Here is a 22,496-nt window from a genome sequence, read left to right as displayed (position 1 = left end):
CGAATTCACACGCCCGTGCCGGCGCCGTAGAAGAAATTGATTATGGCGGCGGCTGCACCGATCAACAGTGACCCCATCGCGCAGACGGCGAACCCGCGCTTACCAACGAAGGTCTGCTGGTAGTTGTTCGAGTTCGACCCGAGCGCCCAGAGACCAGCACTCACGACGAGGCCGATCAGGCAGAAGATCAGAGCGAAGCCGGCTATCCCGTTAGTGAGACTCTGGAGGACATCACCTCCCGGGAGCTTGTCCGGGTCCGGATTCAAGTTGACCTTCTGGGCCAGCGTGACCATGCCCTTCATCGTCGGTCTCCTTTCTCGCCTGTTCTCTCGCGCAGGTCCGAACCTGTCAGTGAATCGGTGTGGGAGTGACTGGGTGTGGTGCGAGTCATCGAAGTGGCGTCCGCCCGGACTGCGGAGCGCCCGTGACGCCATCCGAGCGAGAACGTGCCAGCGCAGCCGACCAGCAGCGTTAGCGCAGCGGCGACAACAGCGCGCCTGGTCACGGAGACACCCGAGGGTGAACGGGCGGGCTCCTGAACCGCAGCCAGCTGAGACAGCGTCACGAGGGCAGGCTCGGTGTCCTCGCGGATGATCGCTTGTCGCTCAGCGTTCGCGATCAGCTCGGCCTCGTCGGCCGGTCCCCAGCCACCGGCCGCGACCGGGACGGGCTTCTCTTCCGGGTCGAACTCCCACCAAGGGACCCGGTCGAAGGCTCCTTTGGTCATGAGGCGGTTCCTAAGCGAGTAAGAGCCTCGAGGATCTTCGGCGTCGTCCACGGAGCGATGCGGATCCCGTGGCCACGAAAGACAGCTTGGAGGCCTTGGTCCCGCCGCTCCAGTTCCTGAAGCCGTTCGTAGTCGGCAGTCGAGATCAGCGCCGCCAGCGGTCGACCGCGTCGGGAGATCAGCACAGAGGAACCGTCTGCTGCCAGGTCGACGAGGGTCGGGAGCTCGCGACTGGCTCTGCGTATCCCGACGGGTACTGGTTCCGGAAGCTCCATGTCCGTCCTTTCGTGCGTCGTATACGACGCTCATATGCGCACACAACGGGGCGAATCTGTATTTAAGAAGTCTTTGAGAAAACTTTGAGAAGTCTTGGAGGCCTTCCGGCGGGGCTGGGAATCGAGAATTCCGAAGGCAGTTCGGGGCCGCAGGTAGGAATTACCAGGGACGCGCCTAATGGTCGCTACGGATGGACGCCGGAACCACACCCGCGCGGGCGACGTCGCTGGTCATCGAGCTAGCCGCTCGTACCGCAATCGTGGACGGCAAGAGGGTGGAGCTCCCGCCGGTGGAGTTCTCATTGCTCGCCGTGCTTGCGGCGCGTGCCGGAGAAGTTGTCTCGCGTAAGGAGCTTCTCGAAGAGGCATTCGGTGACAGCGCCTACATGGACGCTCAGGATCTTCACTGGCGCATCTGGAGCATCCGCAAGCTGATCGGTGACCACGATCGCAGCATCGTGCGGAACCGACGAGGAGTGGGGTTTGCGTTGGACCACTCGGCGGTGCAAGTCGTAGAGGGAGTTTCGCCGCCGTCCCTGGAGGACGAGATCCCGCCCGTCGTGGTCGAGCCAGGCGACGCAACAGCGGCGGAGCCTCAACCCGCCGGGTCCGGGGGAGAGGTGGAGCCGGGCTGGAACGCCGTCGCGAAAGCAGCTCCAAAAGCAGACACTGGTCCGCGCCGTCGAATCGTGAGGCCGTCGGTCCTAATCGCTGCCCTGTTGATCTCGAGCCTCCTTCTCGGGGGATCGTGGCTCGCGGGCTATTCGCTCTCCACCCGCGAGCGGGAGGCGGCCCGGAACGAAGCCGCGGCCCGAGATGACCCGGATTCGGGAGACGCAGTTCGACGACGTGAGGCCAGAAAGAAGCCCACGAAGTCGAGCCGGAAAGCTCCGGACAAGCCGAAGCGGGGCGAGAGGCCCAAAGCCGTACCTCCGGTGGCGTCAGGGTCGAGGCAGGGCCCAAGCGGCGTGCTCCCGGACGGCGACGCCGGATCCACCGAAGGATCGTCGCAGCCCCCGACGAGCGGGAACCAAGGGGGAACGGACGAACCCGCGCGGGAGGCGCCATCTAAGAAACCAGCGCCTCCGAGTTACCCGCCGGCACCTACGCGCTACCTCTACCACCTGGTCAATCACCAGACGGGAGACCACTTCGTCACGATCGAGGCCAGCGCGGCCAGTGAGCACGAAGCCATGGGTTACGAGGGCGGAGCCATCGCTCGCGTCTATAGCTATGAGGAGGAAGGGACGCGGGCGATCTCTACGAACCAGGGAACGGCCTACATCTTCATCTCGGCGACGCCGAGAACTGAGCCGGCGTCTCAGGTGGTCACCCTTTGGTACTCCACGAACGGAGACGGCGACTTCTTCTACAGCACAAGCGAAGCCGAGGCGACTCGCCGCGGCTGGCAGGGTTCCGTCATCGGGTACGGGAGGTCGCTGTGATCCACCAGCAGCGTTTTCTTGCAATCAAGCTAAGCCTGCTGCTCGTCGCTGGAGCGCTGGTAAGTCCTGCGGCTGCGGGACCAACCTGCCTCGGCGATCCGGCCACCGATCCGGAGTTGATCGGAACAAGCGGCAACGACACCATCACGGGGACATCTGGTCCCGACGTGATCATCGCCCGGGGTGGCAACGACCAGATAGACGGACGGGGGGGCGACGACAAGATCTGTGCCGGAAGCGGTAATGACGCGGTCTCAGGCGACGATGGCTTCGACCAGGTCAAGGCAGGTCCAGGTGTCGACAGTGTCAGCGGGAACCTAGGCGACGACACGCTCACAGGTGGGTCAGGCAAGGATCAGCTCATGGGTGGCGACGGAGACGACAGGATCGTCGGCGGGCTGGGAGACGATCTCCTCTCCGGTGGCAGAGGCACCGACTACATCCGTTACGACGCGGCTCCTTCGCCCGGAGTAGTTGTCGATCTCCGAGGCCTCACGGCAAAAGGCGGGCATGGGCTGGACACGCTCGTAGCGGTCGAAGGCTTGGCCGATGTCGAAGGCGTGTACGGATCGGCGCACGCAGACATGTTCGCCGGCAACCCTGCAGACAACCGCTTCATCGGCAACGGCGGCGATGACACGTTCCACGGGAGCTTCGGCGACGACCTCCTAAGCGGGGGCCCACACGAAAACGGCGACCGCATCACCTTCGAAGCCTTCAAGGTCCGCGCTGGGATCACGGTGAATCTCGGGACGGGCGTCGTCTCTTGGGAAGGTCTCACTCCGGCCACGCAACAGGTATCGCTGGTCGAAATGGTGACCGGCTCCCCCGCCAGCGACCGCATCCTCGGAGACGGTCACCCGAACCAGCTCACAGGCGGCAGCGGTTCGGACGAATTGCTCGGAGGGGCGGGCAACGACCGTATCGATGCGGGCGCGGGAAGTGATGACGTGCGCGGCGGAGTCGGCAACGACGTGATCTATGCGGGCTCCGGCAGAGACACCGCGTTCGGCTTCATGGGAGCCGACGCGCTTTATGGACGAGGCGAAGCCGACGTCTTGTACGGAGGAGATGGGCCAGACCGGCTCGACGGCGGGCAGCGAGATGACCGCTTGGTGGGTGGGGCAGGCAACGACTCATTCTCTGGAGGACCTGGGCGCGACCTGTGTCGGCAGGAGGGCGGAAGCGGTTCCAAGGACTCCTGCGAGCGCTAGCAACTACAGCTCAAGGGACCGTTCGAGCGAAGGCGCTTCACGCTCTCGAGAAGCTTCTGGATCGTGCTCGCGCGCGAGACGGCGCTCGACCTCAGCGCGGTCGCTCCTCTGCGCGCGGCCGCGCGCTTCGTTTCCGAGACCCGACGCCTGGTCATTGATCCCCCAGCGCTGCCGGTAGGTCTCCACGGCCTTGACAGCTTGCTTCCACGCGCCCCTCTCCGAAGGCGTCTCGGGTCTTCCCCCCACCGTGGCCACCAGGTAATCGGGCATGGCCACCTCAGCGGCCAGCGCGCTCTGATGCTCTCGCCACCACAGTTCTCGTTCCAATGCGAACCGACGCCGGACCTGTGGCGCGTGGTCGATCAGCCACTCCTCCCGATCCCTTAACTGGCGGTCTATCGTGGCCTGTCTTTCCTCTAGTCCCACCCGCTCCTTCTCCATGCGAGCGACGAGGCGGTCCGCGTCCGCGGTCCGTCGCTGCAGGCGCGCGGCCCTTCGCGGCTCGCGGCGCCGAGCTACGAAACTCATAGCCGCAAGCTCCGCTCTCGCCGCTCGCGACCTCTCCTTCTCTCGCCGGATGGCAGTCTCGAGATCGCGCTTCTCCGCCTCCGTGCGTGCCGCCTCCGCGCTTGCGTCGGCTGGCACGCCACCGAGCTCCTGCCCGAGACGCTCCCACTCAGCTCGGAGCTCCTTGTAGCTGAGGTTCTTTATCTCGGCGTGCTCGTAGACGTCCAGTGCCAGGTCCTTGGCCCGGCTGCGCCCTACGGCGCGGATGAGCTCTTTCGTCGGGTCGACGATCCGCTCCACCTGGCCTCCGGCGTCGGATCGTTCAGCATCGATGCCGGCGACGACGTAGAGCGAGTTGTTCTCCTTGCCGCGCGACATCGCGACGTAGGCCCACTCCCGGTACAAGGTCTGGTCGCCCAGCACGAACGCCTTCTGCGTGGTCATCCCCTGGGCCTTGTGTCCGGTGATCGCGTAGGCGTGCGTGAGATGACCTGCCTCGAGGTAGCTCGCAGGCAGGGTGACGTCGGTGCCGTCCTCACGCCGGATCGTGAGCTCGCCTCGATCGTGATGAACCGCCTGGACGGTAGCGCGGGTCCCGTTGATCACCCCCAGACGCCTCGTGTTCTTGAGCGTCATGACTCGGTCACCGACCGAGAAGCTTTGACCTGCGACCTCGAGCTCGTGGTCGTCGATGCGACCTTGCGCCCTCATCAGCGCCCGCGCCCGGTCGTTCAGGTCTGCGACGTCTGACCGCCGCGCCGCGATCATGACTCCAGGCTCGGCTTCGTCCCGAGTGCTCCACCAATCAGCCACGAGCTGGCGACGCGTATCTTCGGCAGAGGTCGCCACGTGAACGCGGCCACGCTCTTCGTATTCCGCGATCGCTTCCTCCGAGCGGCCCTCGCGGATGAGGTCGAGCGCCTCGCGCTCCCAACCGAACGGCTGGCGGCGGACCTCCGAAAGCTCGATCGCCGGAAGCCGGTTCTTGATACCGCGGAAGGCACCTCCTGCCTGGATCTCAGGCAGCTGACGGTCGTCGCCAACCAGCACCACCTTGGCGTTCGCCTGGTCGGCGTGGCGGAAGACCTGCGCAAGCTTCCTCGTCCCGACCATGCCCGCTTCATCGACCACGAGGACTGAATCGCTCGGAAGCCCTGCGCTTTCAGGGTGGTCCAGGTCCATCAGCAGGGCGTCGATCGTGTAGCTCTGGATGCCGGAGCCCACTTGCAGCTCCTGCGCGGCTCTCGCGGCTAGTGCACAGCCGATCACCGGAGTGCCGGACATCTCCCAGGCTTCCCTCGCAGCGTCCAGTGCGAAGGTCTTGCCTGCTCCTGCCTTGCCCACGACCACCTCGACCCCCAGACCTGAGGTGGTGAGGCGAGTAACCATCGCTTGCTGGTCGTCGAACAGGGTCGGGCGGCGCGCAATAGCTGTGTGAAGGGCGAAGGGTTCAGCCAGACCGACGCCATCGAAGCGTCGCTCCAGTGCGCGTTCCACGACCTGGTGCTCGACCGAGAGCATGTCGGCGGTCGAGTAGACGCTCTCGACAGTCGATGACGAGAGCCGACCTTCAGAAACTCGCCGGCTGCCCACTTCGGTAACACCACCCTCGCGAGCAGCGAGCGGGACGACCAGGTCGGAAGCGAGAAAAGCATCGGCCAGCGCCTCTACCTCAGCGACGTCCGCACCTTGCTGCATCTGTTCGCAAAGGCCCTGTATCGCGTCCCGGCGCGTGAACGCGCTCTGCTGCTCCGTCAGGCCCCCTGGGGCGGCCAGCCGATCCATGATCGAAGCGGCTTCATCGTGCGTGATCGCGGCGTCGCGGGTGCGTTGCAGCGTTCGCTCCAGCACTTCGGTCCGGAGCCCGAGCTGCTCCGCCTTCTCGCGCCACTGCGGCAGCAAACGTTGCGGTGACACGCTGTAGTCCTTGGCCTGTCGCGTCGTCAAAGCGGCCACCTCCCGTTCGCGGCCACTGGCGTCGGTCCTTTCAGCCAGCACCGCTTCGACCTCCAGGCGGCGTCGGGAGAAGGCGCGGATGACGGTCCGGTCGATCCCCTCGATGTCTGCCGCGCCGTTGTGGACGCGGGACCACTCGACTCCCAGCCTGCGGGTGAGCTCCTTGCGGAGTTGCGCCTGGTAGAGGTACCCGGCCGTTTTGGCGTGCCGATAGAGGTGTTTGGCATCGAGTGCCCCCCATTTGCCGTCGCTGCCACGGATGAGGTTCGCGACCAGGACGTGGGTGTGGAGGAGCGGGTCGCCAGCGCGCGATGTCCGGTGCCGGAAAGCCGCCGCGATGAACCCCTTGGAGGCAATCGCGGTCTTGCCGCCCTTGCCGCGTCGAGCGCCCGAAGCTTGCCTCTCGAGGTATCCGAGCGCGGCGGCGACGGCAGCGTCATGCGCATTCACGACCTCGTTCGAAGCCTCTTTCGAACCAAGCTCATGTAGGAGCGCCACCGACTTCGGGGCCAGAAAGGTGAGATCGAACCCCGGAACCCGCTCTCGCGTCGGCCCCTTGCCGAGCGGCGCCGCCGAGAAAGGGTCCGCGCCTCGCAGCACGTTCCGAAGCCCACTCTCTCCGACCTGACCTTCAAGCCCCAGATCGGCCGCGCCTGACGCGAGCCAGTAGCCGGGAGCTTCACCGGAGCCGAGGTAGTAGTCCTCCACCCCTCGGGCGACCGAGTTCAGGTAGTAGTTCTCGCCGCCCCGGCGGAGCTTTCCGATATTGAGCACGCCCCTGAATCAAGCACGGGATCGCGGCCGGTTCTATTTGAGAAAACTTTGAGAAGAATTGGTGGGCGGCACCAAGGGTGCAAGTGTGTGCTTCGTTCAGCGCTTCGCGCAGATCGGAGGAACCTTGAGCCTGTGATGTCGGCCACTGGAGATGTCTCACGGGGTCCTTAGCCTCTTCGGGAAGTGGTTCTTCCTGGGAGGTGAGTGGTGACACGCGAGGAGCTCGGAGCGGTCGTCTTCGTGATCGGCTACGGCGTCATGTTCCTCATGGCGGTCAAGGTCTTCGGACTGCGGCGGGTGCTGTGGGCTCTCGGGCTCGTGGTGTTCCTAGCGGTAGCTGTCGCTTTCAAGACGCTCGGAGCGGTCACGGGAGGCCGGCGGTACTAGGCCGGCATGAGGCTCCGGCGGCACCGGCTGCGCACGATCCACGTCGAGATCCTCGACCGGCAGCTCGCCGAAGCGAGGGCGATCTCGAGAGCCATCGCCGCCGGGGCCCGCTGGGCTGACGTCCGGAGCTCCGAGCAGATCCTCGATCCCGACAGCGGTCGCAGCGTCTGGGAAGTTGTCTTGGCGGTCCCCAGGCGGCGGAAATAGGCCCACCAAGTTTTCTTCAAGTTTTCTCAAAGACTTCTCAAATTGAGTTGCTCCCCTTCCGGTGCCTACATGACGCCAGCGAAGGTGCCGCGGCGGCACCCAGAAAGGAGCAGCTGTGAACAAGAACCTGGTCTTTTTGGTGGGCCGGCTGGTGGCCGATCCCGAACTCCGGTACCTGACCACCGGGACCCCCGTGGCGAACTTCGCCGTGGCGGTCAACCGCACGACCCGCAAGGGAGATGCCGGCTTCCAGGACGATCTCGATGGATTCTTCGACTGCGAGGCCTTCGGCGGTCAGGCCCTGGCTCTGACGGAGACCTGCCCCAAGGGCACCGAGGTCCAGTTGACCGGGGCGCTGCGGCAGAAGAAGTTCAAGACGAACGGCGAGAACAGCCGGACGGTCTCGAGGATCGAGATCCGGGTGGAGTCGATCGCTCCGGTGCTCGACGTTCGCAAGGTCATCAACGCCAACGACTCGGCGGAGGCCGCTCCCGCAGCACAGCCCGCTTAGGTCCGCCCATGGCTGCGGGTGGGAACCCGCGATCCTGCCCGCAGCCCTCCCCCTAGGAGCCGAACATGCCACTGATTCTCAGGTCGCTACTGGTCACGACCATCGCGGCGTCGATGATCGCGATCAGCGCTTCCGCCAGAGCTCACCATCAACCGAACGTCTACTGCAGTGAGTCAGGCGATCTGTGTCAGTCCGCCCGCAAGGTCGACCGCGTGCGCAAGCTGCGGATAGTCACTGCAGCCCGCTACTTCGAGGTCTTCGACCTGTGCGTGTACAGCCACCGCGAGGACTACGAGTGCTGTGCGCCGTACCGCTTGCGACCCCGCGCCGACGGCACCTTCGGGCGCAGCGTGGCGTGGTTCAAGCAGTGGCCGAGCATGCGTGGCCCGGGCGCCTTCACGGTCACCTGGCGTGTCGATGGAACCCGGATCGGCAAGAGGCTCGGCTTCCATGTTCGATGAGAACTAGGCTCGAAGCCGTGGACGACGAGAAGGCTCCAGAAGAGTTGTCAGCCAGTCTCCAAGGGATCGTGGGATGCCTCGAGGTAGGCCTTGCGCACCTGACCCCTGATCAGCGACGACTATGGGAGAGCGACGTTCAACCCAATCTCCTGATGTCGGAAGGACAGGACCCGGGGCCGAACATCTACCGTTAAGCCAGACGGCGGAGGGTGTTCTCGTACCCGCCCTCTACCCTCTAGGCCCCTAGCTCGAAGAGACGACCGTCAACGCTCGCAAGAGCGCTCTCTTTCGGCGGAGCAGCGGTCGCGACCGTGGCCGCCGAGCGCCCGATCGAGCCCCTTCCTACCGGCGAGCTCGTCCCTGCCCGTGCCGCCGATCAGCTTGTCGTCACCCCTCCCGCCGAAGATGGTGTCGTTTCCGCCGCGCGAGCAGATGGTGTCGTTCCCACCCATGCCTCGGATCTGTTCGGTGCCAGGTCCCGTCACGATGACGTCATCACGGTCCGTACCCTCGATTGAGGACGACGAGCTTGCAGTAGTGGGGAACACGAGAGTCGCGGGCTTCCCATCACAGGTCGGAGAAGTCGGCGCAGAAAAGCCTTGAGCGGGGCTGCCCAATGACAGGGCGGTAAGAGACGCGGCGAGTATCAGGGTGCGCTTCATTGTGGATCCTCTCAGTCGTGGTGGTATCAGGGCTAAGCAGATGAGGCGAGGAGCGGTCGGCACCACATCAGCTCATGGGTTCTTAGGGCCTGCCGAGCGTGCCGGTGATGTCGCTTCCGTCGTACTCGAAAGCCTTCACGAAGAAGCGGGCCGGGTGACGCTTCAGCCTCCGGATCTTGAGTCGATCGACCTGACCACCGGTCTCTGTAACGCATCCCTTAAGCGGAGAATCCGCCGTCGGTGCCTCGTCATACAACTTTACGAACGGGTCGTTCACGTCGGCACCGTTCCTGTAGACATAGACACCTCGAACGACCATGTTCTCGAATGCGACGCGGTAACAAACCTTTGCGCTAGGTCGATCTAGTCTCAGTACCACCCGAGCGCTCCCGTTCCGATCAGGGTTCATCGCGGCTGGATGGTCTCCGCTCAAAGACGCCACCCTCCTGGGCAGGGGCGTCTGGGCCATACCCGACCCAACAGAGGAGAACGCGAGTGTCAGACCTAGGAGTGCTGTCAGTACGGGGGCTTTCTTCACGACGGTGCCCTTCGGTGGAGTGATTGATCCTTTTCTCTGGATACGAGAGGCAGCACCGATTTGGTTTCCAGTTGCAAGCACCCCTGTGCCTGCTCGAACAGCGCGAAGGGTCTGGATGTTCCCCAAGGCCTCCTCCACCCGAAATCGTTCACCGCGGCGTCGGTGGTCAGCCTTCCCCTACACCATGCGATGAGGGGCAACTCGCGGCGCTCTGGAGCCGGCCTCGAAGGCACTGTCGATGGTCTGGCGCGATTCCGCTTCGTCGAGGCCTATCGCTAGAGCCGTGGACAAGACGGCTTCTCGTACCGGCCCCTCGAGCAGCTCGCCGCCGGCAACAAGCTGAGCCAGAACGAACGTCGCCCGGTTCAGCTGGTGGTTGCGCGTTCCCACCTGCGCGGCACCCAGCGTCTCGACCTCGTCGCGCAGTACGGCGAGACCGTAAGGAGTGCCGTCACCGTCGAACATCGGTGGTTTCAGCTCAGCCAGCTCACTGTGCGCCCGCTCCGGACGCTTCAGCCACGGCGGTGCACCGGTCGTTGGAACGTTGGCCTCAAGCCACTGGTAGCAGCTGCCGCTGCGGTGGACGCTTGGAGCCGCGACGATGTAACCGCCGTTGCCGCGCAAGTCGATCCCAGGAAGCTCATCGTCGAGGCCTGGGAGACGACCTGCGCTGTTGCCAAGCTCTGGATCTCGCGAGGCGTACACGAGATGGACGCCACCGCCGCCGGTCAAGCCGGTGAGCGTGGTCGGTAGGCCCTTCTCGAGCAGAGCCCCCAGCGACACGTTCGCGGCCGGCAGGTCGATGTCGATCACGACGATGCCTGAATCAGCGCCCGTCGCGATGCCGACGTTGGCGCTCCGCCACCGGCGCCACCATCGGTCGATCTGCGCCGCGTCCGTCGTCGCTTCGTAGAGGCCGCGCCGCACAAGCGGATGCTTCCCCTGACTCCCACACTCGGGACGTCCGCAGGTACAAGCGCCGTTGACGATGCCGTGCAGCGGGAACACCCGCCAGCCGCGGTGCGCGTAACCGAGTGCAGCCTCCCGGAACACGTTCACGAAGCCTCCCGCTCGTACTCGATCCCATAGACTGACGACGGGTGCACGCCGAGCGCGCAGCAGATGCGGTCGACGAAGATCCCGTCGAAGAACTTGCGGTTCCTGATCGCCTGAGCGTTCGTTCCGAGCTCCCGGTAGAACTCTCGCTTGCTCGGGGCCTGCGCGGCGCGTGACTCGATCAGACGCACCAGCGGCTCCGGCGAATAGGTCTCGTTGACGCTGTCGGCGTGCGGGCCCAGCATGAGGGAGGCGAGAGTGTCACCCAAAGCGCGACGGAAACCGGGTGATGCCTTCGTGAATCCGTTGAGAACGTTCACGACATAACCCTGGTCATAGCCGATGCGATCGGCAAGCTCTCCCACCTCGAGCTCGAGGCAGGCGAGCATGATCTTGATCGTCTTGCGATCCACCGCGTTCACGACCCGACCCCCACCAGGTAGGTGTCGCAGCGCTGCGTCAGCTCTGCAGCCAACTCGGAGGCCTTGTCGAAACCATCATCGGCCAGCCGGTCACGCAGACCCGCGAGCGTCGACGCGAGAAGCACGATCACGAGATCACCCAGATCGGGCGAGGTGTGAGGCTTCATCGTTCCACGCTCCAGCTCTCGACCAGCGTCGCTACGAAGGACTCGTGCAGACGTGCCATCACCTCCGCCTCGTCGGCACCGTCTGCTGCACCGATGTAACCGCAGCGCTTGCACTCGAGCTCGTGGCGCGCCTCGTTGCCGGCGAACTCACCCGGCGGGTACCAGATCGTGACTCCGTGCCGGTCATCCGCCCCCCCATCCGCCTCTTCGGCGAGCTCCAGAGAGTCCCACTCCTCGCGAGAGAAGAGAGCCTCGTAGCCGATGGTTTCTTCCACGTCTGCCTCCCTGTTGGTCGACGGCTTTCGCCGTCCGGAGGAGCACCGGCCATCAGTGGAGGGGTCAAGGGTGGCGAAGCCATCACGCAGTGACGCGAGTACCGGAGGCGCAGCCGAGGAACGGAGCGCCCTTGACGCCGGAGCAGCCGGTGCTAGAAGAAAGCGGGCCGTCGACCGGGAGGCTGTGGAAGATTGGTTACGACACGCGGCTAAACCGCACAGGCCCCTCAGCGCTTTACTTGTCATGCAACATGCGCAGCAACTAGTGGCGGAAGGGGGAGCGCTGGAGTTCGACGCGTTCTACCGAGAGCACTTCGAGCGCGTCTACAGGTCGGTGTGGTTGGTCGTGCGGGATCGAGACCAGGCCCTCGACGCAGCGCAGGAAGCCTTCTCGCGCGCCTACGCACGTTGGCGCAGACTCAGCGAGCAGGATTGGGCCGCGGGGTGGGTCATCGTCACGGCCCTCAACGCCTCCAAGCCTGCTCCCCGTCGGGCGGTCGCACCTGCTCCAGAAATCCACTCCGCTCAAGACGCCGAGGGAGCAGCGGCCAGGACCGATCTCTCGCGCGCCTTGCGTCTGGTGCCGACCCGACAGCGCAAGGCGTTGGTCCTCTACTACGTGGGGGACCTCTCCGTAGCTTCGATCGCGCAGATCATGCAGATAAGCGAGGGGACTGTGAAAGCTCATCTATCCCAGGGGAGGGCGTCCCTTAGGCGCTCGCTAGGAGAAGACCATGACCGATGACCTGCGCGACATCTTCGAACGGGAGATGAAGGCCGCTCCCCCGCCGACGCTGGACGCGGTCGCTGCTATCAGGAAGGGAAAGAAGCGGCGTCTCATGGTGAACGGGTCGCTCGGGCTCATGTTCATTGCGCTCGCCGTAGCAGCGGTCAGCGGCGGGGCCACGCTGCTATCGAGTGACCACAGGCGTCGGCTGCCACCGGCGGAGCGAGGACCCACCCTTTCCTCCACGCGTCCCATCTTGGTCGCGGGCCAGCTCCAGGCTGGAACAGAAGCCGGGCGCGACAACACGATCTACGCGCTCGATGAGTCGGGGCGAGCAGAGCTGGTTCTGGACGCCTCTCCGATCGGCTTCGAAGCCGAGCCCGCCTGGTCACCCGACCGGTCGATGATCGCGTTCTCGATGAACGTGAAGGAAGGCGATCCCGACACCTTGAACCCCAACATGGAGCTGTTCATCGCGACCGACTCGCGCGTGGCCGAGGGAGGGACGGTCACACGCACCACACACTCTGAGAAGACCGACACATCGCCCGCGTGGTCGCCGGATGGGAAGCGCATCGCATTCGTCAGCGACCGCAGCGGCAACGGTGACATCTACATCTTCGATATCGACAGCCGGAGCCTCCAGCAGGTCACCACCAATCCCGGGCCTGACGCGTTCCCCGCGTGGTCGCCTGATGGCACTGAGCTCCTGTTCGCATCTAACCGGAAGGCCACCGTCGACCTCTATGCGGTGGATCTTCAAAGCGGCGAGGAACGCCAGATAACCAACGGCGACGAGGTTGAGGGATGGCCGTCTTGGTCCCCCGACGGCAGGACCATCGTGTTCAGCCGCTCGTTCTCGAGGTCCGTCTACCTGCTCGAGGAGGGCGCGCACGGCCCACGCGAGATCGAGGTAGTCAGCACCTCAAGCGAGAGTCCCGAAGCTGGCGGGGACGGTGATTCGTATCGCGGACCTCGGGTCGGCGACGTCGTGTGGTCGCCCGCCGGTGATCAACTCGCTGTTGTCGTGCTGGACGAGGAGCTCGGTCGCGCCGCAGGCAGGGTGCTCATCGTCGACCTCGACGGGACCAGGGCGGCGCAGAGTCCTGTGTTCGAGATGCTGAGAGGCATAGCGTGGAAACCGTAACGCGAGACCTGATGCAAGCATGGGAGGAGGCGGTAGAAGACGCGGTTTGGCGGCGCGCACAGCGGCCGGTGCTAGGCGTAAGCCAGCCGTCGACCGGGAGGCATGGAAGGTCGGCTACGTGGCGACGGTGGAGCCAACGATGGCTGCAGAATCAGAGCCGCGGATCGGATCTTCCGTTCTAATCTGGAAGAACGGTGAAGGGGGGCAGTAGTGCGAAAGAAATGGGTTGTGGGAGCGGCGGCAGTAGCCGTACTTCTAGTCGCGACGATGCCTGCTGGAATGACTCACGAGAAGACGGAGCTGGACAAGGACGACTCCGCGGGGCCACTGGACATCGTTGCTGCCCGCCAGCGTCATCGTGTCGCTCATCTACTCCAGACCCACCCCCAAAGGGAATTTAAGGAGATCGAGCTCCGCTACCGCCTCGTCACCTACGAGGCATGGGAGCGAGAGATCGTCTCAGGCAACCACAACTTCATCTCCTTCGAGTTCGACCTCGACGCTGACCGCGCTATAGAGCGGTGCCTGGTTATCACCAACAGCGAGTTCGAGATGCTCGGACGCATGTACAAGAACTGCACCTACTTCGACGACGAGCTGGTGGGCTCCGCCAGCGTCGGCCGCCGAGACAAACACAGCCTCGATACCGCGTTCCCTCGCCGCTTGTTGCGCAAGGGCATCACCCGCTGGAAGTGGAGGGCCGTCACGAGCTTCGAGCAACAGAACCAGAACAGCTCTTGTGCTGCCCCAGACCCTCACGGCGACGGTGGTTACGGAGCGTGCGCTGACTTCACGCAGTGGAGGACCCACAAGATCTAGGACCAAGTTAGGTCCACAAACTATGGCAGGTGTCTTTCCGTCACCTACGCTCACAACATGTGGCCTCGCCCCCGCACGATCGCGCTCATCCAGGCCTCGTCCTACGGCTACTTCAGCGCATGGGCTCTCACCCGACGAGAGCACTACCGGCGGGCGCATCAGCTCGACGCGGAGGACTGGATCCTGAACGCACATGCCGGCTGGATGGCGCTCGTTTGCGCCACGCTCCTAACCGCGGCCGCCCGAGACCAGGTCACCAACCAGGAACGGTGGATCGGCCTGGCGGCGGCCGCAGGTCTCGCAGCGAACGACGCGATGCTGCGAGGACGGATCGCGCCCATCTACAGGATCGATCTCGTCTATGAGACCGCGCTCGCGCTCCTATGGCTGAAGGCGCACCCCGAGGAGCGTCTTTAGCCGCTCAGAAGAGGCTGCTCTGGACGCGCGGCCGGAAAAGGTCCGCGATCTCGAGCCAGGTGATGACGCCGCCCTGCATCAGGTCCGGGTTGTAGATCGCTACTCCTCGTACATCACCTTTGCCCGAGCGGTTGTAGCCGAGCGCGTCGTAGTACCAACCATTCTCCGGGAACCCGGTCCAGAGGTCACAAGGACCGGAGCTCCGGGGAAGTTCTTCAGCGATCCACGCTTCGGCAGCCTTGTCGTCGGTCAACTCCACGAGCTTCGGCAGGGGGTCGTAGTTGCCCGAACCCCCGCAGAGCTCGCAGGACTTCACGCTGTTGCGCTCGTCGAAGTCGGCAACTTCGTCGTAGTTCGAGAAAGACTGTGACTCGTGTCCCTGGAAGCCGTACTCGGCGTCGTAGAGGCACGGGCAGCGACGCGCGAACCCAGACGCCCTGATGCGATCCAGAACTGCCTTGCGAACGGCGCCGGGTATCAAGTCGATCGATCCTTTGACGATGCCGGCTCGCAACCGATCCATACCCCGGTTACGTTCGTCGCGTTCCTCGAGACACTCTTCGTGCGCGTAATGGTTGATCTCTTGGACGTAGCTCGCATCCTCCGGGAGAGGAGGCAGCGGCTCGCGGCACCAATAGCAGAGCTTCACCATCACGCCACCTCCTTCAGGGCGACGCACTGGCGGTGACCCACTAGAGCGGCGATGAAGTCCCAGTAGTCGCAGTGAGAGGAGATCTCGTAACGGCGATCGAAGCGGTGGTCTCGCACCACGAGCCAGTAACCGTGAGGTCCCGACCCTCCGATATCGACAACGGATACGTGGTCGTAGTCGTCAAGGGACTCGGCGAAGCGGGTGACTTCCTTCTCGAGCAGTGCCATTGCGCCCTCCTTTGGTCGACGGCTTTCGTCGCCTCGGAGCGCGCGGCATCAGCGGAGGGGTCAAGGGAACCGCCGCAGGCGGCGGCGAGGATAAGGAGCGAAGCGGTACCGGAGCCGCCTTGACCCCGAAGTGCCGTGCGCTAGAAGAGAAGCAGCCGTCGAGCGAAGGGTGTCAGGAGCTAGTCGAGGCCTACTTCCCGGGCAGCCCTAAGGATCTGTCGTGCAGCATCGTCAGGGCTCGTCGCGGTCGAGTCGATCACCAGGTCGTAGAGCTCTCGCCCTCCACCGAGGCTCGTCATCCGCTCGTTCCACTGAATCGGCGAGCGATCTCGGCGGGACCGCTCGCGCCTGCGTCGCTCCGATTCAGTTACTCGCAGCGTCACGAAGAGCGCCTTGTCACCGAAACGTTCTTTCGCTTCCTTCACGTAGGTCGCCGGCAAAGATCCGTCGACAACCACGGACGCGTCCTGGCTCAAGGTCTCGATCTTGTCCAACACGCGCCGGAAGATGCGCCTCGCGTTGAACAGCGTGCTTGCACCGAGCCCCTCCTTGCGAATCTCAACATCGGTTTCCACGAGCTCGAGGGCGGGGTCCAGCTGTAGCAGAGCCTTGGCCACCGCCGACTTCCCCGAACTCGGGATACCGGTGACGAAGACGACCGTTGCCACTTAGCCTGGGATGCCTCGGGGGTCTTCTCCGAAGGTGGCCTCGTAATCAAACGTTCCATCCGACTTGTGCACTCTCACCTGAGTCAAAGCTCCACCGTCGTGTTCCTCTCGGGCCGCCCCTTTCGCTGCCGCCTCCGCGGTCTCCTTCGTCGGCCATTGTCCGAAGAACTCGCCATCCCTTTGGGCCTTCCACATCCCGCCGTTTGGGGAGACCTCGTAAACGATCCGGCTCATCTTTTCCTCCGTTCCTTAATGCGTTTCCCCGTCTATACCGCGTCGAAGCCCGGCCGAAGCCGGGCTCCGAACGTGCCGGGTAGAAGGAGGGGGACTACCCGGCGGCCGCCGCAGGGGCCGGGGAACCCTCTGCGGCGGACTTGGCTACCTCTGCGGTAGCGAACTGAAGATCCGGTCCCACGTGGGTGATCTGGATCTCGACGCTCTGGCGCTTGTTGCCGCCCTCGTCCTGCCAGTTGCGCTGGGCGAGCTTGCCGGCAACGAAGACCCGCATGCCCTTCTTCAGCGTCTGCGCTGCGTTCTCGGCGTTGCTGCGCCATGCCGTGCAGCGGAAGAACCCGTCGTTGACGTCCTGCCACTCGCCGTTGTGCTTGCTGCGGTGGCTGACCGCGACGGTGAAGCTTGCGAGGGCCGCGCCACTCTGGGTGTAGCGGAGCTCGGGATCGTCGGTGATGTTCCCGACTAGAGCGACCTGGTTCATCACTACCTCTCTTCCTGGGCGCTTCTTGGCTGCGCCCGAAGCCGTTCCGACGCCACCGGAACAAGTCCGCGCCCGAACGACGCAACGCAACCGACGACGAAGTCGAGCGAGCACTCATGAGCGCGCAGCGTGCGGTTGCGTGGAGGAGTTAGCGGACTACGGTTGCGTCAGCGGGAACGGCTGAACTCGGCGCGCTGCAGCGCCGGCAAGAAGGTGATGACCAACTACCGACTAGCGGTGACATCCCGAACATGCAGAGATTGCCAAGCCCATGCTCCAAAGGCGAGCACGTAGGTCAGCAGGACCAATGCGGCCGGCATCGCGGAAACGGGGTCGGTCGCAACCGAGGAACCCGCAAGAGCCGACAGAACGGAGCCCGGCAAGTACCGACCTGGCTCCCATAGCGCTGCGACCACTCGTTCCACCACGGCTGCCCAGATCAAGGTCACTCCCAGCGCAGCGGCCTGATTCACCACAACAGAGCCGACCGCGACTCCCAGCGAGCACCACAACGCACCGCCCAGCACGAAACCGCCGTAAGCCGCCCACAAAGTGCCACCCGACAGTGTCAGCTGATCGCCGCTCACAGCAACGCCCACCTGAACGGATACGAGATGCGCCAGCGACATCACGAGCGCGAGTCCGGCGCCGACAACCGCATAAGCCACAAGCTTCGCGACCAGGACCCGGTAGCGCCGAGGCTCGATGAGGAAGAGCCCGGACACGAGGTCGTGCCGAAACTCCGACGTCATTGCCATGACCCCCAGCGCGAGCAACACGATGGCCCCGTCGTCGATGAACCGCATTACGACATGTTGAGAAACGCTTAGGTCACCCAGGAACACAGCGAGCGTCGGCGCGCACACGAGCAGCACCGCTACAACGGCAAGAATCACATTGACACGAACAGAGACAACCTTCTTGAACTCCGCAACCAGCAGGGCTCTCACGCGTCCGCCCCTCCCTCGACAAGCTCGAAGAACGCCTCCTCGAGCGCGGGCCGGACCTCTTCAAGTCGAAGCACGACGCAGCCCGCGGCCGCGGCGATGCGACCCACTTCTTCGATCTCAAGGCCTTCGACGAGGAGGTTGTCTCCTTCGCGTTGCACCGCGGTCGCCCGGCCCCTGATCGCATCGCGGAGGCGCTCCGTTTCCTCCGCGCGCAGGCGCACGATTCGCCGGCGCGCCGTCACTTCCGCCACGGTGTCGTGAGCGATCAGCTGCCCACGATGGATGACCACGACCTCCTCGGCGATCTCTGCGACCTCGGACAGAAGGTGACTCGACACGAGGATCGTCTTGCCCTGTGCGGCCATCTCCTTTAGCAGGCCGCGCAGCCATCGCATACCGGCGGGATCGAGACCATTTCCCGGTTCATCCAAGACGAGAGACTCAGGGTCGGCGAGCAGGGCCTCGGCGAGAGCAAGGCGTTGTTTCATGCCGAGGGAATACGCCCCCACCCGATCGTTGCCCCGGTCCTCGAGATCAACGAGCGCGAGCGTCTCGTCCACCCGCGAACGATCTATTCCCGCGCCGGTCGCCACGATCTCGAGATGCTTCCGTGCGGTACGCGCCGGATGGAAACCGGAGGGACCGAGTACCGCGCCGACCTTTGCAACAGGACGTGTCAGTTCTCGGTAGGGCTGTCCGAACACCGATGCAGCTCCTTCGGACGGATGAACGAGGCCGAGCAGAGCCCGGATCGTCGTCGTCTTGCCTGCGCCGTTCGGTCCGAGGAAGCCGGCGATGACGCCCCGCCGGATCTGAAACGACAGGTCGTCCACGGCTGCGCTGTTCCCGAAGCGCTTAGTCAGGTGTTCAACGGCGAAGACGACTTGGTCAGGCGAGGACGTCGCCGTCACTGATTCGCCTGCTCCACCATCCCGTCAAGGCGCGGCACGATGAACTCCCGAGCTTCGTCGGGCAGTGACGTTTCGAGGAAGCGGCGAGCATCTTCCAGATCACCGAGCGCGTCGGCGCGCGGCTGTTGCGGACCGCTGCTCGCCACTGCCCAAGTGCCACCGAGAACGAGTAGCAGAGCGGCCCCACCTGCACGGGCTCGTTTCGCAACCGCGCGCTTCACACGTGATCGAGCCGGTTCCTCTCCTACAATCTGGTGCACGCGTTGATGGCTCACGCCTACGGTGTCAGCGATCTCTCGGAGCGGCATACCGGCCTTGTAGAGGCGGCGCACGCTCTCGTAGTAGCGCTCTTTGGCCGCATCCATATCGTCTAGACGCGCCTCGAACTCGGCGCGCGCTCCTTTGACGTCCTGGACAAGGCGCTTCAGATCTCGGGCCATGCGTCTACCTTACTAGACAGAGAGCGGTCTTTGTCAAGCGCCCTAGACAACCCTGGCTCCTGATTTGAACTTTCGGCCGGAGGCCGACCCGCCGACCGAAGACGCAGCCCATGTAGGAGAACCGTGTGAGGTCGGCCTTTCACGCGCAGCGTGCGGTTGCGTGGAGGAGTTAGCGGACTACGGTTGCGTCAGCAGGAACGGCTGTTCTCGGCGCGCAGCAGCGGCCCCTACGAGGAGGTCGCATGGACCAAGGTCAATGTCGCGGAGAACTGACCGCGTTCGACGCAGAGCCGGAGGCCCCAGATTGTCGCAGCCCGTCACTCAAGTTACCAGCAGCAGACGACCGCTCGGCGAACCACATCACGAACGGGAACGCGACGCCGCGCTACGCGTACAGACGAACGAGCTCGAGAACTACTCGAGCCCGGTCGCCCTCCAACTGCAGCGACACCGCTTCGCCCGCATCCTTGCGACGCGCCGCAACGCGGCAAAACTCAGCTGCAGCACCGGTGATGCGGCAGTCGGCTGCATGGGGCCCGAACTCCCACACGGCCGCGCCAGGCGATCGCAGTTCGAGACGCACCCCGGGAGGATCACCCGCAGAGGCGCGTTGGAACGCGTAAGGAATCGTCCGGTGAGCCAACCACGCGGCATGCCACAGACGCTCGGTCTCGGGATAGCCCATCCCAAGCGGCACCAGGATGTCCAGCGCATGTATCCAATGCTCGGACAGCCTGGTGGTCGCGAGCGTTCGTGGCTTGAGCGCGGTTGCAATCCATGGCACCGCGCGATCGGGCGCGGCGGAACGCAACAGTTTCGCGGCATCACGTCGCGCACTGTTCCAACGCTCGAAGACCGCTGACGCCTCGCATTCAGGCTCGGCAGCGACCCAGCGGGCCGCCGCTTCATCTGCAGTCTCGCCTGCGAGACGCCCCGCGGCCGGCCACTCATCACCACGCACTGAACGCATAACCAGCTCTTCGGTCTGGGCGAGGTGAAGCACCACGTCTACGACGCGCCATCCCGGACATCCCGAAGCGCTGTGCCACTGCGCCTCCGTGAAAGACGCGAGCGCGACCGCGAGCTGGTCTTGCTCGGCCTCGAGCGCGTCGAACACGTCCGGAACCTCAGACGGTTTCAAAGCTCCAGCTCCCAGTTTTGCCCTATGAGGTCGTGTCCGAAGCTATGGTGGGCATTCTCCTCGACCAGCTTGAACCCGGCGCGCTCGTAGATGCGGCGCGCGGCGTCCAGCACGTCGTTGGTCCACAGCATCATCCGGCGATAGCTGGCGGCGCGAGCAAAGCGGATGCACTCGTCGACCAACCGGGCGCCAACGCCCATGCCGCGGGCGCTCGGCTCTACCAGAAGGATACGTAGCTGTGCCACCTCGTCGGTCTTCTTCATACAGAACACACAACCGACGCGGTCGCCCTCGACCTCCGCGATCCACGCCGCGTCCTGTTTCGGGTCGCGTCGGTCGATGTAATCGGCAACGATCCGGGCAACGAGTGCCTCGAAGGTCTCATCCCATCCGTATTCCGCCGCATAGATCGCGCCATGACGCTCAACGACCCATCCGAAGTCACCCGATCGCGGTGGCCGTAGAACCACTGCTCTCAGTGAATCCTGAGGCGCGACGATGTCCTCGATCTCGCGCATCGCTCGGATCAACCGGCGCTGTTGGTCCTCGCTGAGCCGGACGAGCAGGGCTCGGATCTCGTCTCCGGAGCGCGCGTCCAAGACCTGGAACGCGTCGCGACCGGCTTCGGTGAGCCGGATGACCTGCCGTCTCGCATCGGCCGTCGAGCGAGTACGTTCGACAAGCGCTTGTTCCTCGAAGCGCCCAAGGATCCGGCTGAGATAACCAGCATCGAGGTCGAGTTCCCGGCGCAGCTCGCTGAGATCGGTTTGGCCACGTTGCGCAAGCTCAAAGAGCACGCGGGCTTCGGTCAAGGAATACGGCGTCTCGAGAAGGCGGTCTCGAAGCAGCCCCAAGACCTTCGTGTAGGACCGATTGAACCGCCGCACAACCGCGACCCGCTCGTCGGCACTGCTCATGCCGTGAGGCCGAGCGAGCGCGCCACGAGATTCTTCTGAATCTCGTTCGTGCCGCCGGCATAAAGCGTCAACGGAGCCTCGCGGTACAGACGCGACATGTCCTCAAAGTCGAAGAACGCGCGGCCACCAAGGACGCGCATCCCCATCGCCACTATGTCCTGGAGATGCTGAGAACACAGGTACTTGGCAGTAGACGCCGTCTGCGTCGGGTCGTCGCCTCGCTCCCACGCCTCGACGGCATCGTCGACGAGCAGCTCCATGACGCGCAGCGTGCAGGCGCTGTCGACCAGCGTGTGCTGTATCGACTGGAACGAAGAAATCGCCTGCCCGAACTGCTGCCGATTGCGCGCATATTCGATCGACCGGCTCACGACCGTTCGCGCCATGCCGGTCGCCAGCCCCGCGACGACGAGTCGCTCGAGAGCGCCTGAACGCCGCAGCAAAGCCCAGGCACGATCAACGCCGTCGCCCTCACCGAGCGCAGCGTCGTGGCCGACACGCACACCTTCCAGCACGACGCGGCAGGAGGCGTGGTTCTCCAGGGCAAGCTTGTCCTGAACCTCAACCGAGAGACCGTCACTCGACCGAGGCACGACGAAGATCGTCAAAGCTCGCGCTTCCCCCGTTCGGGCCACGATGAGTATGTGATCAGCCGTGGCGGCGCCCGTGATGAAACGCTTTTGTCCGTCGAGGACGTACCCGCTCTCGACGGCTAGCGCTCGCGTCTGGATGGACGCGGCATCCGACCCCGCCTCAGGCTCCGTCAGCGCGAACGCGAACTCCTCCGTCCCGGAATGGATTGCGGGGAGGAGGCTCGCCTTCTGGCGCGGGCTACCACCCCATTCGATTAGCGCCCCAGCAAGAATGGTGTTGATCATGTAGATAGATGCCACCGTCGCTGAGGCCTCCGCGAGACTCCTCATGTGCGCGATCGCCACTGCCACGTCACCACGCTGAAAACCTTCCCCACGGACGAACCCAAGATCGGCGGCGCCCGCCGACGCCAGCGTCCGCAGGACCCGTCGCGAAACCTCCTCTGAGTGCGAACGCGCCCGGGCCAGCTCCCGAGCCAGAGATGCGCCTGCTCGCCCGACGTCGTGGACGCTGGCGTCGGAGGCCTGAGAAGGAACCGGGACCAATGGTAGCCTCCGTCAAGGATTTAGTTGACTTAGGCTACTATA

Annotated in this window: 30 protein-coding genes; 10 read left to right on the top strand and 20 right to left on the bottom strand. The window is 64.5% G+C overall.

Annotated features, from left to right (window positions below; translation table 11 throughout):
- Positions 1 to 5 precede the first annotated feature (5 nt).
- Together M3N53_13375 and M3N53_13370 are read right to left on the bottom strand one after the other, a co-directional pair.
- Positions 6 to 302, bottom strand: coding sequence for a DUF6112 family protein (locus M3N53_13375; GenBank protein ID MDP9069319.1), 297 nt, complete (start codon positions 300 to 302; stop codon positions 6 to 8).
- A complete protein-coding gene (locus M3N53_13370; GenBank protein MDP9069318.1) occupies positions 299 to 727 on the bottom strand; it encodes a hypothetical protein in 429 nt (142 codons plus the stop codon). The genes M3N53_13375 and M3N53_13370 overlap by 4 nt, the downstream gene beginning before the upstream one ends.
- A 466-nt stretch (positions 728 to 1,193) precedes the next feature.
- Between M3N53_13370 and M3N53_13365 the strand changes: the two genes are divergently transcribed.
- Together M3N53_13365 and M3N53_13360 are read left to right on the top strand one after the other, a co-directional pair.
- Positions 1,194 to 2,447 carry a winged helix-turn-helix domain-containing protein gene (locus tag M3N53_13365; GenBank protein MDP9069317.1) on the top strand — a complete coding sequence of 418 codons (1,254 nt, stop codon included), beginning with the start codon at positions 1,194 to 1,196 and terminating at the stop codon, positions 2,445 to 2,447.
- Positions 2,444 to 3,661, top strand: coding sequence for a hypothetical protein (locus M3N53_13360; GenBank protein ID MDP9069316.1), 1,218 nt, complete (start codon positions 2,444 to 2,446; stop codon positions 3,659 to 3,661). The genes M3N53_13365 and M3N53_13360 overlap by 4 nt, the downstream gene beginning before the upstream one ends.
- A gap of 3 nt (positions 3,662 to 3,664) precedes the next feature.
- On the opposite strand, the gene M3N53_13355 is transcribed toward M3N53_13360, so the two are convergent.
- Positions 3,665 to 6,898 (bottom strand): relaxase domain-containing protein, encoded by a 3,234-nt coding sequence (locus M3N53_13355; GenBank protein ID MDP9069315.1) that lies wholly within the window; start codon positions 6,896 to 6,898, stop codon positions 3,665 to 3,667.
- A gap of 207 nt (positions 6,899 to 7,105) precedes the next feature.
- On the opposite strand from M3N53_13355, the gene M3N53_13350 reads away from it, so the two are divergent.
- From M3N53_13350 to M3N53_13335, 4 genes are all read left to right on the top strand, one after another.
- A complete protein-coding gene (locus M3N53_13350) occupies positions 7,106 to 7,285 on the top strand; it encodes a hypothetical protein (GenBank protein MDP9069314.1) in 180 nt (59 codons plus the stop codon).
- Between the two features lie 6 nt (positions 7,286 to 7,291).
- A complete protein-coding gene (locus tag M3N53_13345) occupies positions 7,292 to 7,492 on the top strand; it encodes a hypothetical protein (protein ID MDP9069313.1) in 201 nt (66 codons plus the stop codon).
- A 115-nt stretch (positions 7,493 to 7,607) separates the two neighbouring features.
- The gene (gene ssb / locus M3N53_13340; protein ID MDP9069312.1) at positions 7,608 to 8,003 is read left to right on the top strand and encodes a single-stranded DNA-binding protein; all 396 of its coding nucleotides are present in this window, start codon (positions 7,608 to 7,610) and stop codon (positions 8,001 to 8,003) included.
- A 65-nt stretch (positions 8,004 to 8,068) separates the two neighbouring features.
- A complete protein-coding gene (locus M3N53_13335) occupies positions 8,069 to 8,464 on the top strand; it encodes a hypothetical protein (protein ID MDP9069311.1) in 396 nt (131 codons plus the stop codon).
- 263 nt (positions 8,465 to 8,727) lie between these two features.
- Here the strand turns inward: M3N53_13335 and M3N53_13330 are convergent, their stop codons facing one another.
- The 6 genes from M3N53_13330 to M3N53_13305 form a co-directional block, all read right to left on the bottom strand.
- The gene (locus M3N53_13330; GenBank protein ID MDP9069310.1) at positions 8,728 to 9,126 is read right to left on the bottom strand and encodes a hypothetical protein; all 399 of its coding nucleotides are present in this window, start codon (positions 9,124 to 9,126) and stop codon (positions 8,728 to 8,730) included.
- 82 nt (positions 9,127 to 9,208) lie between these two features.
- Positions 9,209 to 9,802, bottom strand: a complete 594-nt coding sequence (locus tag M3N53_13325; protein ID MDP9069309.1) for a hypothetical protein — start codon at positions 9,800 to 9,802, stop codon at positions 9,209 to 9,211.
- Between the two features lie 39 nt (positions 9,803 to 9,841).
- Complete coding sequence (locus tag M3N53_13320; protein ID MDP9069308.1) at positions 9,842 to 10,723, bottom strand: bifunctional DNA primase/polymerase; 882 nt, start codon at positions 10,721 to 10,723, stop codon at positions 9,842 to 9,844.
- Positions 10,720 to 11,142, bottom strand: a complete 423-nt coding sequence (locus M3N53_13315; GenBank protein MDP9069307.1) for a hypothetical protein — start codon at positions 11,140 to 11,142, stop codon at positions 10,720 to 10,722. The genes M3N53_13320 and M3N53_13315 overlap by 4 nt, the downstream gene beginning before the upstream one ends.
- On the bottom strand, positions 11,139 to 11,309 hold the full coding sequence (locus tag M3N53_13310; GenBank protein MDP9069306.1) for a hypothetical protein: 171 nt from the start codon (positions 11,307 to 11,309) through the stop codon (positions 11,139 to 11,141). The genes M3N53_13315 and M3N53_13310 overlap by 4 nt, the downstream gene beginning before the upstream one ends.
- Positions 11,306 to 11,584: a hypothetical protein gene (locus M3N53_13305; GenBank protein MDP9069305.1), complete on the bottom strand. Its 279-nt coding sequence runs from the start codon at positions 11,582 to 11,584 to the stop codon at positions 11,306 to 11,308. The genes M3N53_13310 and M3N53_13305 overlap by 4 nt, the downstream gene beginning before the upstream one ends.
- Positions 11,585 to 11,828: 244 nt before the next feature.
- Here M3N53_13305 and M3N53_13300 point away from each other — a divergent pair, with 244 nt between their 5' ends.
- The 4 genes from M3N53_13300 (at position 11,829) to M3N53_13285 (ending at position 14,694) form a co-directional block, all read left to right on the top strand.
- Positions 11,829 to 12,329 (top strand): sigma-70 family RNA polymerase sigma factor, encoded by a 501-nt coding sequence (locus M3N53_13300; GenBank protein MDP9069304.1) that lies wholly within the window; start codon positions 11,829 to 11,831, stop codon positions 12,327 to 12,329.
- The gene (locus tag M3N53_13295) at positions 12,319 to 13,458 is read left to right on the top strand and encodes a DPP IV N-terminal domain-containing protein (protein ID MDP9069303.1); all 1,140 of its coding nucleotides are present in this window, start codon (positions 12,319 to 12,321) and stop codon (positions 13,456 to 13,458) included. The genes M3N53_13300 and M3N53_13295 overlap by 11 nt, the downstream gene beginning before the upstream one ends.
- A 210-nt stretch (positions 13,459 to 13,668) precedes the next feature.
- Positions 13,669 to 14,277 (top strand): hypothetical protein, encoded by a 609-nt coding sequence (locus M3N53_13290; protein ID MDP9069302.1) that lies wholly within the window; start codon positions 13,669 to 13,671, stop codon positions 14,275 to 14,277.
- Between the two features lie 57 nt (positions 14,278 to 14,334).
- Complete coding sequence (locus M3N53_13285) at positions 14,335 to 14,694, top strand: hypothetical protein (GenBank protein MDP9069301.1); 360 nt, start codon at positions 14,335 to 14,337, stop codon at positions 14,692 to 14,694.
- Between the two features lie 4 nt (positions 14,695 to 14,698).
- Here the strand turns inward: M3N53_13285 and M3N53_13280 are convergent, their stop codons facing one another.
- The 11 genes from M3N53_13280 to M3N53_13230 all read right to left on the bottom strand — a co-directional run bounded on the left by M3N53_13280 (position 14,699) and on the right by M3N53_13230 (position 22,454).
- Positions 14,699 to 15,349, bottom strand: coding sequence for a hypothetical protein (locus M3N53_13280; GenBank protein MDP9069300.1), 651 nt, complete (start codon positions 15,347 to 15,349; stop codon positions 14,699 to 14,701).
- Entirely contained in the window at positions 15,346 to 15,573 is a 228-nt protein-coding gene (locus tag M3N53_13275) for a hypothetical protein (GenBank protein ID MDP9069299.1), read from the bottom strand. Before M3N53_13275 ends, M3N53_13280 begins: the two co-directional genes overlap by 4 nt.
- Positions 15,574 to 15,752: 179 nt before the next feature.
- Complete coding sequence (locus tag M3N53_13270; protein MDP9069298.1) at positions 15,753 to 16,241, bottom strand: hypothetical protein; 489 nt, start codon at positions 16,239 to 16,241, stop codon at positions 15,753 to 15,755.
- Positions 16,242 to 16,475 (bottom strand): DUF2188 domain-containing protein, encoded by a 234-nt coding sequence (locus tag M3N53_13265; protein MDP9069297.1) that lies wholly within the window; start codon positions 16,473 to 16,475, stop codon positions 16,242 to 16,244.
- A 94-nt stretch (positions 16,476 to 16,569) separates the two neighbouring features.
- On the bottom strand, positions 16,570 to 16,956 hold the full coding sequence (ssb, locus tag M3N53_13260; protein MDP9069296.1) for a single-stranded DNA-binding protein: 387 nt from the start codon (positions 16,954 to 16,956) through the stop codon (positions 16,570 to 16,572).
- A 224-nt stretch (positions 16,957 to 17,180) separates the two neighbouring features.
- Entirely contained in the window at positions 17,181 to 17,906 is a 726-nt protein-coding gene (locus tag M3N53_13255; GenBank protein MDP9069295.1) for a hypothetical protein, read from the bottom strand.
- Positions 17,903 to 18,739 carry an ATP-binding cassette domain-containing protein gene (locus M3N53_13250; protein MDP9069294.1) on the bottom strand — a complete coding sequence of 279 codons (837 nt, stop codon included), beginning with the start codon at positions 18,737 to 18,739 and terminating at the stop codon, positions 17,903 to 17,905. The genes M3N53_13255 and M3N53_13250 overlap by 4 nt, the downstream gene beginning before the upstream one ends.
- A 74-nt stretch (positions 18,740 to 18,813) precedes the next feature.
- On the bottom strand, positions 18,814 to 19,257 hold the full coding sequence (locus M3N53_13245) for a hypothetical protein (GenBank protein MDP9069293.1): 444 nt from the start codon (positions 19,255 to 19,257) through the stop codon (positions 18,814 to 18,816).
- 385 nt (positions 19,258 to 19,642) lie between these two features.
- Positions 19,643 to 20,374, bottom strand: a complete 732-nt coding sequence (locus M3N53_13240; protein ID MDP9069292.1) for a maleylpyruvate isomerase family mycothiol-dependent enzyme — start codon at positions 20,372 to 20,374, stop codon at positions 19,643 to 19,645.
- Between the two features lie 20 nt (positions 20,375 to 20,394).
- Positions 20,395 to 21,315, bottom strand: a complete 921-nt coding sequence (locus tag M3N53_13235; protein MDP9069291.1) for a helix-turn-helix domain-containing GNAT family N-acetyltransferase — start codon at positions 21,313 to 21,315, stop codon at positions 20,395 to 20,397.
- Positions 21,312 to 22,454 (bottom strand): acyl-CoA dehydrogenase, encoded by a 1,143-nt coding sequence (locus M3N53_13230; GenBank protein ID MDP9069290.1) that lies wholly within the window; start codon positions 22,452 to 22,454, stop codon positions 21,312 to 21,314. The genes M3N53_13235 and M3N53_13230 overlap by 4 nt, the downstream gene beginning before the upstream one ends.
- Positions 22,455 to 22,496 lie beyond the last annotated feature (42 nt).

Source organism: Actinomycetota bacterium, assembly GCA_030776625.1.
In the GTDB taxonomy this organism is placed as follows: domain Bacteria; phylum Actinomycetota; class CADDZG01; order CADDZG01; family WHSQ01; genus MB1-2.
Note: the sequence above shows the minus strand (reverse complement) of the source record. Positions and strands in the feature narration are given on the sequence as shown.